This window comes from Noviherbaspirillum sp. (assembly GCF_035654295.1).
In the GTDB taxonomy this organism is placed as follows: domain Bacteria; phylum Pseudomonadota; class Gammaproteobacteria; order Burkholderiales; family Burkholderiaceae_D; genus Noviherbaspirillum.
This window is the reverse complement of the sequence record NZ_DASRXF010000195.1, coordinates 1-15,866: the sequence shown is the minus strand read 5'-3', so window position 1 is coordinate 15,866 and position 15,866 is coordinate 1. Positions and strand designations below refer to the sequence as shown.

15 protein-coding genes and 1 tRNA gene are annotated in these 15,866 nt (G+C 62.1%); 1 reads left to right on the top strand and 15 read right to left on the bottom strand.

The features are described 5' to 3' along the window. Window positions 1-23: 23 nt before the first annotated feature. On the bottom strand, window positions 24-764 hold the full coding sequence (gene rlmB, locus VFF99_RS18170) for a 23S rRNA (guanosine(2251)-2'-O)-methyltransferase RlmB (protein ID WP_325020332.1): 741 nt from the start codon (window positions 762-764) through the stop codon (window positions 24-26). A 3-nt stretch (window positions 765-767) separates the two neighbouring features. Next, window positions 768-3,194 carry a ribonuclease R gene (gene rnr, locus VFF99_RS18165; protein WP_325020331.1) on the bottom strand — a complete coding sequence of 809 codons (2,427 nt, stop codon included), beginning with the start codon at window positions 3,192-3,194 and terminating at the stop codon, window positions 768-770. A 155-nt stretch (window positions 3,195-3,349) separates the two neighbouring features. Here rnr and VFF99_RS18160 point away from each other — a divergent pair. Next, window positions 3,350-3,436, top strand: a tRNA-Leu gene (locus VFF99_RS18160). Between the two features lie 204 nt (window positions 3,437-3,640). On the opposite strand, the gene VFF99_RS18155 is transcribed toward VFF99_RS18160, so the two are convergent. The 13 genes from VFF99_RS18155 to VFF99_RS18095 all read right to left on the bottom strand — a co-directional run. Next, on the bottom strand, window positions 3,641-4,177 hold the full coding sequence (locus tag VFF99_RS18155; RefSeq protein ID WP_325020346.1) for a phosphoribosyltransferase: 537 nt from the start codon (window positions 4,175-4,177) through the stop codon (window positions 3,641-3,643). Window positions 4,178-4,203: 26 nt separating this feature from the next. Then, window positions 4,204-5,502 carry an adenylosuccinate synthase gene (locus VFF99_RS18150; RefSeq protein ID WP_325020330.1) on the bottom strand — a complete coding sequence of 433 codons (1,299 nt, stop codon included), beginning with the start codon at window positions 5,500-5,502 and terminating at the stop codon, window positions 4,204-4,206. Window positions 5,503-5,506: 4 nt separating this feature from the next. Continuing rightward, a complete protein-coding gene (locus tag VFF99_RS18145; protein WP_325020329.1) occupies window positions 5,507-6,658 on the bottom strand; it encodes an ATP phosphoribosyltransferase regulatory subunit in 1,152 nt (383 codons plus the stop codon). Between the two features lie 15 nt (window positions 6,659-6,673). After that, entirely contained in the window at window positions 6,674-6,868 is a 195-nt protein-coding gene (locus VFF99_RS18140) for a DUF2065 domain-containing protein (RefSeq protein WP_325020328.1), read from the bottom strand. Window positions 6,869-6,882: 14 nt separating this feature from the next. Further along, window positions 6,883-7,773 (bottom strand): protease modulator HflC, encoded by an 891-nt coding sequence (hflC, locus tag VFF99_RS18135; RefSeq protein WP_325020327.1) that lies wholly within the window; start codon window positions 7,771-7,773, stop codon window positions 6,883-6,885. Then, window positions 7,773-9,062 (bottom strand): FtsH protease activity modulator HflK, encoded by a 1,290-nt coding sequence (hflK, locus tag VFF99_RS18130; protein WP_325020326.1) that lies wholly within the window; start codon window positions 9,060-9,062, stop codon window positions 7,773-7,775. The genes hflC and hflK overlap by 1 nt, the downstream gene beginning before the upstream one ends. Window positions 9,063-9,140: 78 nt before the next feature. Next, a complete protein-coding gene (gene hflX, locus VFF99_RS18125) occupies window positions 9,141-10,262 on the bottom strand; it encodes a GTPase HflX (RefSeq protein WP_325020325.1) in 1,122 nt (373 codons plus the stop codon). A 27-nt stretch (window positions 10,263-10,289) separates the two neighbouring features. Continuing rightward, window positions 10,290-10,526 carry an RNA chaperone Hfq gene (gene hfq, locus VFF99_RS18120; RefSeq protein WP_057291543.1) on the bottom strand — a complete coding sequence of 79 codons (237 nt, stop codon included), beginning with the start codon at window positions 10,524-10,526 and terminating at the stop codon, window positions 10,290-10,292. A gap of 117 nt (window positions 10,527-10,643) precedes the next feature. Then, the gene (gene der / locus VFF99_RS18115) at window positions 10,644-11,987 is read right to left on the bottom strand and encodes a ribosome biogenesis GTPase Der (RefSeq protein ID WP_325020324.1); all 1,344 of its coding nucleotides are present in this window, start codon (window positions 11,985-11,987) and stop codon (window positions 10,644-10,646) included. Between the two features lie 7 nt (window positions 11,988-11,994). Then, window positions 11,995-13,143: an outer membrane protein assembly factor BamB gene (gene bamB, locus VFF99_RS18110; RefSeq protein WP_325020323.1), complete on the bottom strand. Its 1,149-nt coding sequence runs from the start codon at window positions 13,141-13,143 to the stop codon at window positions 11,995-11,997. A gap of 28 nt (window positions 13,144-13,171) precedes the next feature. Beyond that, the gene (locus tag VFF99_RS18105) at window positions 13,172-13,822 is read right to left on the bottom strand and encodes a tetratricopeptide repeat protein (protein ID WP_325020322.1); all 651 of its coding nucleotides are present in this window, start codon (window positions 13,820-13,822) and stop codon (window positions 13,172-13,174) included. Between the two features lie 12 nt (window positions 13,823-13,834). Beyond that, a complete protein-coding gene (hisS, locus tag VFF99_RS18100) occupies window positions 13,835-15,181 on the bottom strand; it encodes a histidine--tRNA ligase (RefSeq protein ID WP_325020321.1) in 1,347 nt (448 codons plus the stop codon). Window positions 15,182-15,208: 27 nt separating this feature from the next. Next, the coding region (locus VFF99_RS18095) for a flavodoxin-dependent (E)-4-hydroxy-3-methylbut-2-enyl-diphosphate synthase (RefSeq protein ID WP_325020320.1) at window positions 15,209-15,866 on the bottom strand (658 nt) is incomplete at its 5' end.

Genomic DNA, 15,866 nt, shown 5'->3' with positions numbered 1-15,866 from the left:
CGCAATACCGCTTCGGGCGGGAGTCAGCTTGCCGCCATCCTCTGCCGCCTCGCCTCGTAGAGGCAGACACCGGATGCAACCGACACATTGAGGCTTTCGACCGCGCCTGCCATGGGGATGTGGACCAGCAAGTCGCAGTTCTCGCGCGTCAGGCGGCGCATGCCCTCGCCTTCAGAGCCCATGACGAGCGCCGTGGGCACCTTGAAGTCGGCCTCGTACAGGGTCTTCTCGGCGTCGTCCGACGTCCCGGTCAGCCAGATGTCACGCTCTTTCAGTTCGCGCATGGTGCGCGCGAGATTGGTCACCGTGATGTACGGCACGGTATCCGCGGCGCCGCTGGCGACCTTGGCGGCGGTCGCATTCAGACCGACCGCCCTGTCCTTCGGCGCGATGACGGCATGCGCGCCGGCGCCGTCGGCCACCCGCAGGCAGGCACCGAGGTTGTGCGGATCGGTCACGCCATCGAGCACCAGCAGCAAGGGCGGACCGGAAATCGCATCGAGGAGTTCATCGAGATTGCGCGCCAGCGAAATCTCTCCCGCCTTGGCCACCACACCCTGGTGGCGGCGCGTGCCGGCCATGCCGTCCAGGCGGCCGCCCTCGACATGGATGATGCGCACCTTTGCCGCTTCCGCGGCACGCAACAGTTCCTGCATGCGCCGGTCGTGGCGGCTGGAGTCGATATAGATTTCTTCGACGGACGATGCCTCGTGGCGCAGTCGTGCCGTCACGGCATGGAAGCCGAATAACAGTTTGCTTTTCATTTCCTATCTTTTCTTTTTGCCCGGCTTGGCGCGCGCGGTGCGCGTTGTCTTTGCGGACGTCGTGCCGGATCGGCCGTTCTTGCTCTTTGCGGTTTTTCCGGCCGCGGTCTTGCGCGGCGGGGCCGCCTTGGCCTTGTTTTTCTTTTCTCGGACCGGCTCGGCTTCCGCGCGCCGCGACTCGTTCTTGAGTACGGTACGGATGTCCGGCGTGGTCACGAGCCGCAGGTCGATCTTGCGGGCGTCGAGGTCGACCCTGCTCACCTGCACGGTGACGCGATCGGTCAGCTGGTAGCGGATGCCCGTCCGTTCGCCGCGCAGCTCATGGCGCACTTCGTCGTACTGGAAGTAATCCGCTCCCAGTTCGGTGACGTGGACCATGCCTTCGATGAACAGGGTATCGAGCTGCACGAAGATGCCGAATGGCGCAACCCCCGAGATCGTGCCGGTGAATTCCTCGCCCAGCTTGTCGCGGATGAAGTAGCACTTCAGCCAGGCTTCCACGTCGCGCGAAGCCTCGTCAGCCCGCCGCTCGTTGGCGGAGCAATGGATGCCGAGCGCTTCCCAGATCGCGAGGTCGCCTTCCTTCTTTTTCTTGCCCTCTGCCTTGTCTTGCGCCGCCATGCGTCGTGCCGCCGGAGACAGCATGGTATTGAGCCTGCTGGTATCGACATCGGAAGGCACATACCGCTTGCCCTGCAGGATGGCCTTGATGGCGCGGTGGGTCAGCAGGTCGGGGTAGCGGCGGATCGGGCTGGTGAAGTGGGCATAGGCCTCGTAGGCGAGGCCGAAGTGGCCGATGTTGTCCGGGCTGTAGACCGCCTGCTGCATGGAACGCAGCAGCATCGTCTGCAGCAGCACGGCATCGGGACGCAGCTTGATCTTCGGGATCAGTTCGGCGTAGTCGGATGCGGCCGGGGACTCGCCGCCTCCGAGCGACAGGCCCATCTGCTTCAGGAAGGTGCGGACCTGGTTGAGCTTTTCCTTGGACGGCGCGGCATGCACGCGGTACACGCCGGGATGCTTGTGCCGTGCAAGGAGATCTGCCGCGCAGACGTTGGCCGCCAGCATGCACTCCTCGATCAGGCGGTGCGCATCGTTACGCGTGCGGGGCAGGATCTGTTCGATCTTGCCGGCCGCATTGCAGACGATATAGGTTTCCGTCGTCTCGAAATCGATCGCCCCGCGCTCCTGGCGCGCCTTCAGCAATGCCTTGAAGACGTCGTACAGGTTCAGCAGGTGCGGCACCAGCTGCGGACGTCGCGCCGCTTCCGTGCCCTTGGTATTGGCGAGGATTGCCGCGACTTCGGTATAGGTCAGGCGGGCGGCGGAATGCATGACCGCCGGATAGAACTGGTAAGCCTTGATCTGCCCCTTGGCCGTGATGACGGCGTCGCACACGAGCGTGAGACGGTCCACGGCGGGATTGAGCGAGCACAGGCCGTTGGACAGCTTCTCCGGCAGCATCGGAATCACGCGGCGCGGGAAATAAACCGAGGTGCTGCGCTCCAGCGCATCCGCATCGAGGGCATCGCCGGGTTTCACGTAGTGGCTGACGTCGGCAATGGCAACGATCAGGCGGAAGGCATTGGTGCGGCCGATCTTGACCGGCTCGCAGTACACGGCGTCGTCGAAATCGCGGGCATCCTCGCCATCGATGGTGACGAGCGGGATGTCGCGCAGGTCGACGCGGTCGGTGAGGTCTACCTCGCGCACTTCATTCGGAATCTTGGCGGCGAGTCTTTTGGCAGCGTCCGAGAATTCATGCGGTACGCCATACTTGCGCACGGCGATCTCGATTTCCATGCCGGGGTCGTCGATATCGCCGAGCACTTCGACGATTTTTCCCACCGGCTGGGTATAGCGCGACGGCTGCTCGATCAGTTCGACGCTGACGACCTGCCCGGTCTTTGCCTTGCCGGGCGAACCTGACAGGAGGATGTCCTGGCCAATGCGTTTGTCCTCGGGCGCGACGATCCACACGCCGTTCTCGTTCAACAGGCGTCCAATGACATGCGTGTTGGCGCGTTCCAGCACCTCGACGATCGTGCCTTCGGGCCGGCCGCGGCGGTCTGTGCCGGTGATGCGGATCTGCACCCGGTCACCATGCAAGACCTTCTGCATTTCCCTTTCGGGAAGAAAGATATCCTCGCTGCCGTCTTCCGGCGTGAGGAAACCGTAGCCGTCGCGGTGGCCATTCACGCGGCCTTCGATGAAGTTGGATTGATGCGCCAGCTGGTAGCTGCCATTGCGGCCCGGCTTGATCTGTCCGTCGCGTTCCATTGCATTCAAGCGGCGCATGAGGCCGTCCAGTTCCTCCGGCTTGACGTCGAGGGCCGCGGCGAGCGAGTGTACGTCTTGCGGCGTCGCCGCGGTGCGCAGGATGCCGAGAATCTCCTCCCGGCTGGGGATCGGGTATGAATATTGGCTCAAATGGATACTTCAGTTCATTATTGTCATGACAGGGCTAGTGTAACGGACTACGTTATATTTACCTAACACATTGGCACCAGCCTCCTCGAGAGAAATGATTCCGCCAGGGATTTGACATCTTCCGATTTTCCGCTATAATTCTGGTCTTTCGCATCGCCCAGATGGCGGAATTGGTAGACGCACTAGGTTCAGGTCCTAGCGGTGGCAACACTGTGGAGGTTCGAGTCCTCTTCTGGGCACCAGGATTCAAAGGCCCGCTTCGGCGGGCCTTTTCCTTTTCCGGGCCCGCTCAAACTCTTTCCTCGCCCTTTCCTCACCCCGGCCGCTTTCACTCCAGCCACGTCCCAAATGAAAAACCCGCTGGTTCTGCCAACGGGTTTTCATTTTCAGATCCTCATCCGGCGAATCCAGACCGTTTTGAGTCTGAATCAACCGGCAAGTTCTACTCAGCCGACTTCGCCCTTCTTCAACCACGCAGCCAGTTGATGCGGCCGCAGGCTGTCGTACTCTTCGAACGGCTGGTGGATCCAGGGATTGGTGGAAAGGTACTGGTAGTAGTAATCCGGGCGAACCGCGGAACAGGCCTTGCACCAGATCACCGCGGAGCGCACCTCGGTCACTTCCGGGAAGTTCTCCTTCAGATGCCCCTGCACCTTTTGCAGCGTGACGCCGGAGTCGACCAGGTCGTCGAGGAGCAATACCTTGCCGCCGAGCGTGCCCTTGGTCATGGTGATGTGCTTCGCGATATCCAGAGTACCCTGGGTCATGCCCGCATCTTCACGGTAGGAGCTGGTCGACAGGATCGCCAGGGGTACGTCGAAGATGCGCGAGAAGATATCGCCGGGCCGCAGGCCGCCACGCGCCAGGCAGAGCACCTGGTCAAACTTCCAGCCCGACTCGTGCACCATGCGGGCCAGCCCGAGCACGGCGCGATTGTAATCATCCCAGGAAACCCAAAGATCCTTGTCGTCGGATACGCCAATTGCCTTGTCAGTCATCTCGAATCCGATCATGCAAAGGGATGACGAAGAACGATCGTCTCTTCACGGTCCGGACCGGTGGACACCATGTCGACCGGCACGCCGACGAGTTCCTCGATCCGCTTGATGTAGGCGCGCGCGTTCGCAGGCAGCGCGTCCATCGATTTCGCGCCCACGGTGGACTCGCTCCAGCCCGGCATCTGTTCGTAGATCGGCTCGCAGCGTCCTGCATCTTCCGCGCCCACCGGGAAGACGTCGACGACCTTGCCGTCGAGCTTGTATCCGGTGCAAAGCTGCAGGGTTTCGAGCCCGTCGAGGACGTCGAGCTTGGTCAGGCACATGCCGGACACGCCGTTGATCTGCACAGAACGGCGCAGCAAGGCGGCGTCGAACCAGCCGCAGCGGCGCGCACGGCCCGTCACGGTGCCGAACTCATGGCCGACGCTCGCGAGGTGCTTGCCGATGCCCTGGTCGGTCGGCAGTTCGGACGGGAACGGACCCGAGCCCACGCGCGTGGTGTAGGCCTTTGTAATGCCCATGATGTAGTGCAGCATGTTCGGCCCGACACCGGAGCCGGCGGCAGCGTTGCCCGCCACGCAGTTACTCGACGTGACGAACGGATACGTGCCATGGTCGACGTCCAGCAGGCTGCCCTGCGCGCCTTCGAACAGCAGGCTGGCACCGGCCTTGTGGGCGGCATACAGTGCGCTGGATACGTCGGCCACCATCGGCTTGATGCGCGGCACGGTAGCCAGCGCGTCGTCGAGGGTCTTCTGGTAATCGACAGCCTGCGCCTTGAGGTAGTTGGTCAGGACGAAGTTGTGATAGTCGAGGTTTTCCTTCAGCTTTTCGGCAAAGCGCTCTTCGTTGAGGAGGTCGGCGACACGGATGGCGCGGCGCGCCACCTTGTCTTCATAGGTCGGGCCGATGCCCTTGCCGGTGGTGCCGATCTTCGCCGCGCCGCGCGCCGCTTCACGAGCCGCGTCGAGCGCGGTGTGGTAAGGCAGGATGACCGGGCATGCTTCCGAAACCTTCAAGCGGGAAACCACCTCCACGCCGATGCCCTGCAGCTTGTCGATTTCGCGCAGCAGGTCCGGAACGGACAGGACGACGCCGTTGCCGATGTAACAGGCCACGCCCGGTCGCATGATGCCCGAGGGGATCAGTTGCAGAGCCGTCTTTTGGCCGCCAATGACCAGCGTGTGACCGGCGTTGTGCCCGCCCTGGAAGCGAACCACGCCCTGCGCATGATCCGTCAGCCAATCGACGATCTTGCCCTTTCCTTCATCGCCCCACTGGGTGCCGATGACGACAACGTTCTTTGCCATGCTATTAACCTAGTTTTGTGAGAGTCCAGTTTCCGTTTTCAAATACGACTGCGCGATCGCAGTCGAATTCATCCTGTTCATTTTCATGTCCGGGCAGCGCCTGAATGACGACCTCGCCGGCCTTGCGCAGTTCGGCAATCTTTTGCCGAAGTGCGGGCTCGGTTCCCCACGGCGCCCTGATCGCCCGCTTGCGCTCGGCGATCGGCATCAGCCGCGCCAGTTCGCGCAGGTCCATCGAGAACCCGGTTGCGGGACGAGCGCGGCCGAAAGCCTCACCGACATGGTCGTAACGCCCGCCGCGCGCCACCGCGTTTGGCAGGCCGGGCACATAAGCCGCGAACATGACGCCGCTGTGATAATGATAACCACGCAGGTCGGCAAGATCGATGGTAATGCTCGCACTGCCCGACTGGCTGCAAAGCAAGTCCAGCTCGTCCAGCGCGTTGGCGATTCCGGGCAGGTTGGGCAGTACGCTGCGTGCGCGTGCGATCGTCGACACGTCGCCATAGAGCCCCGGCAGCGCCAGCAATGCCTCGCGCGTGGCGGGCTCGAACGCATTGGCCAGTAGGCGCAGGCCGGGCACATCCTTGCACTCCAGCAGCGAGAACAGCTCGCTTTCCCGCTGTTGCGCCTTCTGGTCGTTGGCGACAATCGCCCGCAGAACGCCGACATGGCACAAATCCAGCCGGACTTCCGTAATGCCGGCGAGCTTCAGCGATGCCAAGGCCAATTCCTGGATTTCGGCATCAGCCTCGAGTCCCTTGTGGCCATAGATTTCCGCGCCGATCTGGAGCGGTTCCCGCGTCGCATGCAAACCCGAGGGGCGCGTATGAAGCACGCTGCCGGCATAGCAAAGACGCGTGACCGAGGAACGGTTCAACAGGTGCGCGTCGATCCGGGCAACTTGCGTCGTCATGTCGGCGCGCACACCCATCGTCCTGCCGGAGAGCTGGTCGACCAGCTTGAAGATGCGCAGGTCCATGTCCTGTCCGGCACCGGTCAGCAAGGATTCGAGATACTCCAGCATCGGCGGCATGACGAGTTCGTACCCGTACAGCCGGAAGTTGTCGAGAAGCAAACGACGCAACTCTTCGATCTTGCGCGCTTCGGACGGCAGAACGTCTGCGATGTTTTCAGGAAGGAGCCAATTCGGCATGACAGGAAATACTGCTCAAGAAAAATAAAGAACCAGGCCCAGCGTCGCAAGTCCGCATGACAAAGCAACAAGACCGACGAAACGAATTTGTCCGTCGGTCAGTTGGGCGATGCGGCTGATTGTTTCACGCCATTGCCTGGGGAAAAGAAACGGAATGATACCCTCAAGCAGCAGCATTAGGCCAAGTGCGGCAAACAACAGGTCTTTCACTTCCAGCCCGCGTGTTATTTCGGGCTGGCTGCTGCCCCCGGGCCCGTGCTCTTGAAATACCTGAAGAATTCGGAGTTCGGGTCGACGACCATCATGTCCGTCCGATTCTTGAAGCTGGCACGATAAGCCTCAAGACTGCGGTAGAACTTGAAGAACTCGGGATTCTGTCCGAATGCCTGGGCGTAGATCTGCGTCGCCTTCGCGTCGCCGTCGCCGCGGACGTTTTCCGCTTCGCGATAGGCTTCCGCAAGGATGACGGTACGCTGGCGGTCGGCATCGGCGCGAATCTTTTCCGATTCGGCGGCACCGGTCGAGCGCAACTCGTTGGCGACACGGGTCCGCTCGGCCTTCATGCGGTCATACACCGAGTTGTTGATCTGCTCGACGTAATCCACCCGCTTGAGGCGCACGTCGATGATGTCGACGCCGATCTGCTTCGCTTCGTCGGTCACCTTTTTCTGGATCGCGGACATCACCTTGCCGCGTTCGCCGGAAATCACTTCCCGGACCGTGCGCTTGGTGATTTCCTCGTTCAGCGCCGCCTTGATGATCTGCGACATGCGATCCTGCGCGCGCCGCTCGTCGCCGGTAAAGCTGACGAAGTACAGGCGGGGGTCGAGGATGCGCCATTTCACGTAGGCGTCGACGAGGATGTTCTTCTTCTCGGCCGTAATGAAGCGGTCAGCTTCAGGCGTATCGAGCGTCAGGATGCGCTTATCGAGGACGATGACGTTCTGGAACGGCGGCGGCAGCTTGAAGTGCAGGCCGGGTTCGCTGATGACCTTCTTGACTTCACCGAGGGCGAATACGATCGCGTACTGTCGCTGGTCGACGACAAAAAGCATGGACAACGCGACGGACAGGATGATCAGTCCGGCGATGGTATAGGAGACGAGTCTGTTCATTATCGCGTCTCCCTTTCGCGGGAATCACGGCCGTCACGGCTGCGCGAATCTCTTTGTCGTTGAGTTTCCATGGATTGCAGGTTCTCCGGTGCCTGGGTCTGGGACGGCTGCTGCTGCACTGCTGTACCCGCCGCCTTCGCCGATTCGGCGCTAACTTGCGACATCAGCTTGTCTAGCGGCAGGTACAGGAGGTTGTTGCCGCTCCTGCTGTCGACCATGACCTTGGTGGTATTGCTGAAGATCTGCTGCATGGTCTCGAGATACATGCGGTCCCGGGTAACGCCCGGCGCCTTCTGGTATTCGGCAAGGACCTGCCTGAAGCGCGCGGCATCGCCCTGCGCATTCGCCACGACACGTGAGCGATAGGCTTCGGATTCCTGGATCAGGCGCGATGCTGCGCCGCGGGCGCGGGGGATGACGTCGTTTGCATAGGCCTGGCCTTCGTTTTTCTGGCGCTCGCGATCCTGTCCTGCCTTCACGGCGTCGTCGAATGCCGCCTGCACCTGTTCCGGCGGCTGCACCGCCTGCATGGTGACGTTGGTGATCTGCACGCCTGCCTGGTAGCGGTCGGTGATCTGCTGCATCAGCTGGCTGACGTCGAACGCGACCTTTTCACGGCCTTCGTACAGAACAAAGTCCATCTTGCTGCGGCCGACGATTTCGCGGATGGATGTCTCCGCGACCTGGCGCACGAGCTCTTCCTGGTCGCGGTTGTTGAACAGCCATTCCGACGCGTTCTTGAGCTTGTACTGGACCGCGAACTGGATGTCGATGATGTTCTCGTCATCGGTCAGCATCAGCGATTCCTTCGGTTGCTTGTTGCGGACCGTCGAACGGTACCCGACCTCGACGGTGCGCACTTGCGAGACGTTGACGACCTCATGGCTCTGGATCGGATACGGCCAGCGCCAGTTGAAGCCGGCCGGCGTTGAATGGCTGTACTTGCCAAAGGTCAGGACCACGGCGGTCTGGCCTTCCTGCACGATGAAGAAGCCGCTGACGAGCCAAAGGAACCCGACGATCGCCGCGATCAGCCCGATGCCGATGCCGGCACCCCGCGCGTCGGGATTGAAGCCGCCGCCGTCGCCGCCGCCGCGTCCCCGGTTGCCGAAGAGACGGTTGAGCCGCTGGTTGAATTCGCGCCAGAGTTGGTCAAGGTCAGGAGGACCGTCGTTGGGCCGCTTTCCATCCTGGTTCTGATTCTGGCCATTGTCCTGAGACCCGCGGCCCCAACGAGGATCGTTCAATGAGAACTTCAGGCCGAGTTTTTTGAAAAGAGGAACGGGCATTCTCTCGTTATCCGGCTTTCTTGTTAATGGGTTGTTGGGCTGGCTTTTTGTGACGGCCTCTGGCGAAACGGAACGTTCCTAGGTTCGGGCATCGTGGTGCTGAGGGACCGGTACTCGGTCAAGACGCGCCACGGTGCTTGCCTTCGCATACTCGGCGACGGCCTCGCGCAGCAGGTCCAGGCCGGCGCCAGTCTGGGCGCTAATGAAAACACGCCGGATTTTATCATATTCATCACGCTCCAAAGCCGGTTCCAGGCCTGCAGCGTCAATCTTGTTCCAAACCAGGATCTGGGGGATGTGGTCGGCACCGATCTCGGCCAGCACGGCGTTGACCTGCTCGATCTGCTCCATGCGGCTCGGGCTCGCGGCATCGACGACGTGCAGCAGAAGGTCGGCGTGGATCGTCTCTTCGAGGGTGGCGCGGAAGGCGGCGACCAGCTGGTGCGGCAGTTCCCGGATAAAGCCGACCGTATCGGAAATCACGATGCTGCCCGGCTCGCCGAGGAAGATGCGGCGGGACGTGGTATCCAGCGTCGCGAACAACTGGTCGGCGGCATAGGCCTGGGCCTTTGTCAGTGCGTTGAAGAGCGTCGACTTGCCGGCATTCGTATAGCCGACGAGGGACACGGAGAAGGTGTTGTTGCGGCCGCGGGCGCGACGCTGGGTCTCGCGCTGCCGATGGAGCTTGTCGAGCCTGGTCCGCAGCATCTTCACCCGGTCGCCCAGCAGGCGGCGGTCGGTCTCGAGCTGGGTTTCGCCGGGACCGCGCAGGCCGATACCACCCTTCTGGCGTTCAAGGTGGGTCCACCCGCGGACGAGACGCGTGGCGAGATGCTGCAGTTGCGCCAGCTCGACCTGCACCTTGCCCTCGTGGCTCTTTGCACGCTGCGCAAAGATGTCGAGGATCAGGCTCGTGCGGTCGACGATGCGGATCTTCAGATGGCGCTCGAGGTTACGCTGCTGCGCCGGCGACAGTGCGTGGTTGAAAATGACGATGTCGAGGCGGTCGCGCGCGACGGCCTCGGCGATCTCATCCGCCTTGCCCGAGCCGACAAACAGCGCGGCGTCCGGGCTGGCACGCTTTCCGGTGATGGTTACAGCGGGGTCTGCCCCGGCCGATTTGGCCAGCAGGGACAGCTCTTCGAGGCTTGCGGCAAAGTCTCCCTTGCCGAAATCGACGCCGACTAATGCAGCGCGCATAAGGGGGGAAGAAGAGGCAGCGATAGCTTATTCCGCGTCAGATTCAACATTGATATTGACCGCACGGGCCGGTACGACCGTGGAAATGGCATGCTTGTACACCATCTGGGTCACGGTATTGCGGAGCAGCACGACGTATTGGTCGAACGACTCGATATGTCCCTGAAGCTTGATTCCGTTGACGAGGTAGATCGAGACGGGAACATGCTCTTTGCGTAAGGCGTTGAGGAACGGGTCTTGTAACAGTTGCCCTTTATTGCTCATGACAGCTCCAATGTGTTGTTTTGTGATGTGGAGTTGGAGGCACACCGAAGAATTTCAAGTGCTCCCCTGATTCATTACGAATGTAATCGATTTTTGCGTTTCGTGCCAAGTGGACGGCTATTTTTCAGACTTGGTGAAAGGGTTCTTGCTCGAACGCAGTTCGATACGTAATGGAGTGCCGACCAACGAAAAAGTTTCGCGGAAGTGTTTCTCGAGATACCGCTTGTAATTGTCGTCCAGTGACTCGAGCGCATTGCCGTGGATAACGACGATCGGCGGGTTCTGGCCCCCTTGATGCGCATAGCGGAGCTTCGGACGGATCGACCCTTTGCGCCGCGGCTGCTGGTGCTCGACCGCCTCGATCAGCGCGCGGGTCAGGCGCGGCGTCGACAGCTTTGCCATTGCCGCGGCATAAGCGGAATCGATCGACTTCATCATCGGGCCGATCCCCGTGCCTTTCAGCGCCGAAATGAAGTGGAATTTGGCGAAAAACAGGAAATTGAGCTTGCGCTCGATATCCATCTTGATCTCGTCGCGCTTGTCGGATTCGAGGCCATCCCACTTGTTGACCGCGACCACGAGCGCGCGCCCGGACTCGAGCACGAATCCGGCGATGTGCGCGTCCTGCTCCGAGATATCTTGCTGCGCATCAAGCAACAGCAGGACGACGTTCGCCTCGGAGATCGATTGCAGGGTCTTGACGACCGAGAATTTCTCGATCGCTTCGAATACCTTGCCTCGCCTGCGAATACCCGCGGTATCGATGAGCGTGTAGTGTTTGCCGTCACGCTCGAACGGAATTTCGATCGCGTCGCGCGTCGTTCCCGGCATATCGAAGGCAATCACGCGGTCTTCGCCGAGCAGGGTGTTGACCAGCGTCGACTTGCCCACGTTCGGGCGGCCCACGATGGCAATCCTGGTGCCCTTCGCACCCGGCTCCACCAGGTCCTCCTCTGGCGGCCTTTGAGCAACCGCAACGTCGATCGCCTCGTTCACGAGGTCCAGCACACCGTCGCCGTGGGCGGCGGAAATCACGTAGGGATCGCCAAAGCCGAGTTCGTAGAAATCGGCGGTCACCGAGGTGTACTTCATGCCTTCGGCCTTGTTCACGACCAGCATGACCGGCCGGCCGGACTTGCGCAGGAAATCGGTGATGGTCTTGTCGTGGGGAGTCAGGCCCTGGCGTCCGTCGACGATGAACACCACCACGTCGGCTTCGACGACGGCCTGCTTCGTCTGCTTGGCCATTTCGTGCATGATGCCTTCCTTGGCGACCGGCTCGAAACCGCCGGTGTCGATCACCAGGAAGGGACGTTCGCCGATGCGGCCTTCACCATAGTGGCGGTCGCGGGTCAGTCCAGGGAGGTCGGCAACCAAGGCATCGCGCGACCGGGTAAGCCGGTTGAACAACGTGGACTTGCCGACATTCGGTCGGCCTACTAATGCAATTACCGGCTTCATTCAATACTCACTCTGTTGCAAAAGCAACAACCGTTCCTGCCTGCGTCTGGAATACCGCGCCAGTGTCGGTCAGCGGCACCGCAGCGATGACGCGGCTGCCGTCCGACGGAACGCGGGCAAGGAATGCACCGTCTTCACGCGACAGGAAATGGATATAGCCCTGGCCGTCACCGACGGCGAGGGCGCGATTCATGACGACCGGCGACGACAGACGGCGGTTGGCCAGCTTGTTATTGCGCCAGACACCGCTGCCGGTATCGCGTGCAAAGGCCGTCACCGCGCCGCGCTCGTCGGCGGCGTACACGTTGCGTTCGTCAGCCGCGACACCAACCTCGCTCGACAAATCCTTGCCCCAGCGGGCGGTGCCACTGGTGGCGTCGAAGCAGGCTACCCGGCCTTGGTAGGCAACCGCGCAGACGTCACGTCCGGCGATGAACGGCGTGCCGGACAAATCGGCGATCCGCTCCAGCTCGGTCGTCCCACGCGGATCGCCCACGGCGACTTCCCAGCGCGGGCCGCCGTTGCTGAGCGCCAGCGCGAGCAGGCGTCCACCCGGCAGGGCGACGTAGGCGGAGGTGCCGCCGATGGCAATGCCCGGCGCCGAACGCAGGGTCAGCGGCGGGGACGAGCGCTGCACGGTCCAGCGGCGCGTGCCGGTCTCGGCGTCGTAGGCGGCGATGCGGTTGTCGACGCTGCGGACAACGACGACTCCCTGGCCGACTGCCGGCGCGGAGAGGATTTCGCTCGATGCCTGGGCTTTCCAGCGCAGCTTTCCGTCGCTGTCGAACGCGAGCAGTACGCCCTTCTCCGTCGCCACTGCAACGGTATTGCCATCGCTGCCGACGCCGGCGGTCAGGGGCGCCCCGGCGTTGATGCGCCAGGCGGGACGCCCGCTTTTGGCATCGATGCGGGTGACAGTCCCGTCCGCTGCGGCGGCGAACACACTGTTGCCGGCCACCGCCGGTGAAAAGACAAATGTTCCGGCGTCGCCGACCGACGCAGTCCACGCGGTACGGACCGCGAGGGTCTGCTTGAAATCCTCAAGTGCCGCGGGAGGGTTGCGCGGCGCGGCCTTGCTCGCGAACGGATTCAACGAGGAGCAGCCGGTCACCAAGGCAGCCAGTCCGACACACGTCAGCTTTACGGCAATACGCATTTCTTCCCCTTATATTTTTCTTGTCTTTTCAAGCCGCCGCTTTTGCCGGCTCGCCGCCCAGCGCATCGAGCTTCAATTGGATCAGCTGACGGGCCGGATTCTTTTCGTCAATCTTGTCGAGCGCGGTCTTGTAGGCAGCGCGCGCATCCTCGATCTTGGACTGGGCGACGAGGATATCCCCCTTGCGGTCCGCGGCGAGGCCGGCGAACTGCGCCGGAAACTCGCCGGCCAGGAGCTTCAGGCCTTCGTCGTACGCCTTCTCGTCGAGCAGGATGCCGGCCAGGCGGATCTTGGCGATCGCCTTGTACTCGTCGCTCTTGCCGTTATCCACCACCCATTGCAGCTGTGCCTTGGCCGTCTTCAAGTCATTGGCGTCGAATGCCGCCTTTGCCGCGGCAAGCGCCGCCATCTGGGCGTACGGCGTGCTGCCGAACTTCGCCGTCATATCGGTGGTCGCGCGCTGGATCTTGCTGTTGTCTTTCGCAACCACGGCCTTTTGCAGCTCTTCGTACAACTGACCGGCCTGGGCGGTCTGCGAGCGCTGGTAGTAGTTCCAGCCGGTCCAGCCGGCATAGGCGGCGAGACCGATGATCAGCAGCCAGGTGATGAGATTGCCGTACTGGTTCCACCAGGCCTTGAGCGTGGCCAGCTGTTCTTGTTCTTCGTGATCGTATGCCATGATGTCCTGAAATTAATGGTGATGGTGATGCGTCGGATCGTCGCACTCGTCGCCGCACACGATCTGGTCGACGACATAGTTGATGACGGACTCGAACGGAACCGTTGCCTGGTTGTTTTCAGTGTCTTCCGAGCGGAGGTTCTTGACGGCGGCAATACCGTTGGCGACTTCGTCGTCCCCGATGATCACCGCAAAGCTGGCGCCGCTCGCGTCGGCGCGTTTCATCTGCGACTTGAAGCTGCTGCCTCCGTTCGCCGGCGTGCAGTTGAGCACGACGTCCAGGCCGGCGTCGCGCAGGCGCTCGGCAACCACGAACGCCTGCGTTTGCGCGGCCTCGCCCTGGTGCACCACGTAGACGTCGCACTGGTTGGGCGCGAACCGCTCGCCGGATGCCTTGAGCAGTTCCAGCAAACGCTCGACGCCGATCGCAAAACCGCAGGCCGGCGTCGGCTTGCCGCCGAACATTTCGATCAGCGGATCGTAGCGCCCGCCTCCGCAGACCGTCCCCTGCGAACCGAGCTGGTCGGTCACCCATTCGAAAACCGTGCGGTTGTAGTAATCCATGCCGCGCACCAGGCGCGGATTGATCGTGAACGGGATGCTGTTGTCGCGCAGGATGCGCTGCACGCCTTCGAAGTGCGCGCGCGATTCCTCGCCGAGGTAGTCGAGCAGCTGCGGCGCCTTGTTGACCATGTCCTGCATCGCCGGATTCTTGGTATCCAGGATGCGCAGGGGATTGGAATGCAGACGGCGCTGCGCGTCCGCATCCAGCAAGTCCTTGTGCTGCTCGAAATAGGCGATCAGATCGGCGCGGTGGCGGTTGCGCTCGTCTGCGTTGCCGATCGAGTTCAGTTCGAGACGGATGTTTTCCAGGCCGAGGTCGTCCCACAGGCGCTGGCACAGCATGATGAGCTCGGCGTCGACATCCGGACCGGTGAAGCCGATCGCCTCCGCCCCCACCTGGTGGAACTGGCGATAGCGGCCGCGCTGCGGCTTCTCATGGCGGAACATCGGGCCCGTGTACCACAGGCGCTTGGGTCCGTCGTAGGTCAGGTTGTGCTCGAGCACGGCGCGCACCACGCCTGCAGTGCTCTCCGGACGCAGTGTCAGCTGGTCGCCGTTCATGGAATCGACGAAGGAATACATCTCCTTCTCGACGATGTCGGTCACCGCACCGAGGCCGCGTGCGAACAGCTGGGTCGGCTCGACGATGGGCGTGCGGATCTGCTGATAGCCGTAGCTCTTCAGCACCGACTGCACGGTATTCTCGAACAATTCCCACAACGGGGCATCGGCGGGCAGGATGTCATTCATCCCTTTCACGCCGAGGATTTTCTCTGCTTTCTTATTGTCAGACATGCTCTCTGGAGGCAATGCGCGCGTCGCTCAGTTTCCGACCGCAGCATTCCCGTAACGGGTTTTCACATAATCCAGTACGATCGCCTGGAACTCTTCCGCAATGCGCTCGCCGCGCAGCGTGACCTTCTTTTCGCCATCGACGAACACCGGCGCGGCCGGCGATTCGCCGGTGCCGGGCAGGCTGATGCCGATGTGTGCGTGCTTGGATTCGCCGGGGCCGTTCACGATACAGCCCATCACAGCGACATTCATGTTCTCCACACCCGGATACTGCGTCTTCCACACCGGCATCTGGTCGCGCAGATAGGTCTGGATGCGGTCTGCCAGTTCCTGGAACACGGTCGAGGTCGTCCGGCCACAGCCCGGGCAGGCAATCACCATCGGCGTGAACTTGCGCAGTCCCATGGTCTGCAGGATTTCCTGCGCCACGATGACTTCCTTCGTCCGGTCGCCACCCGGTTCGGGGGTGAGCGAAATACGGATCGTGTCGCCGATGCCCTCCTGCAGGAGGACGGACAGCGCAGCCGTGGAGGCCACGATGCCTTTGCTGCCCATGCCGGCCTCGGTCAGGCCGAGGTGCAAGGGATAGTCGCAGCGGCGGGCAAGTTCGCGATAAACGGCAATCAGGTCCTGCACGCCGGAGACCTTGCAGGACAGGATGATCTTGTCCCCTGCCAGACCGAGC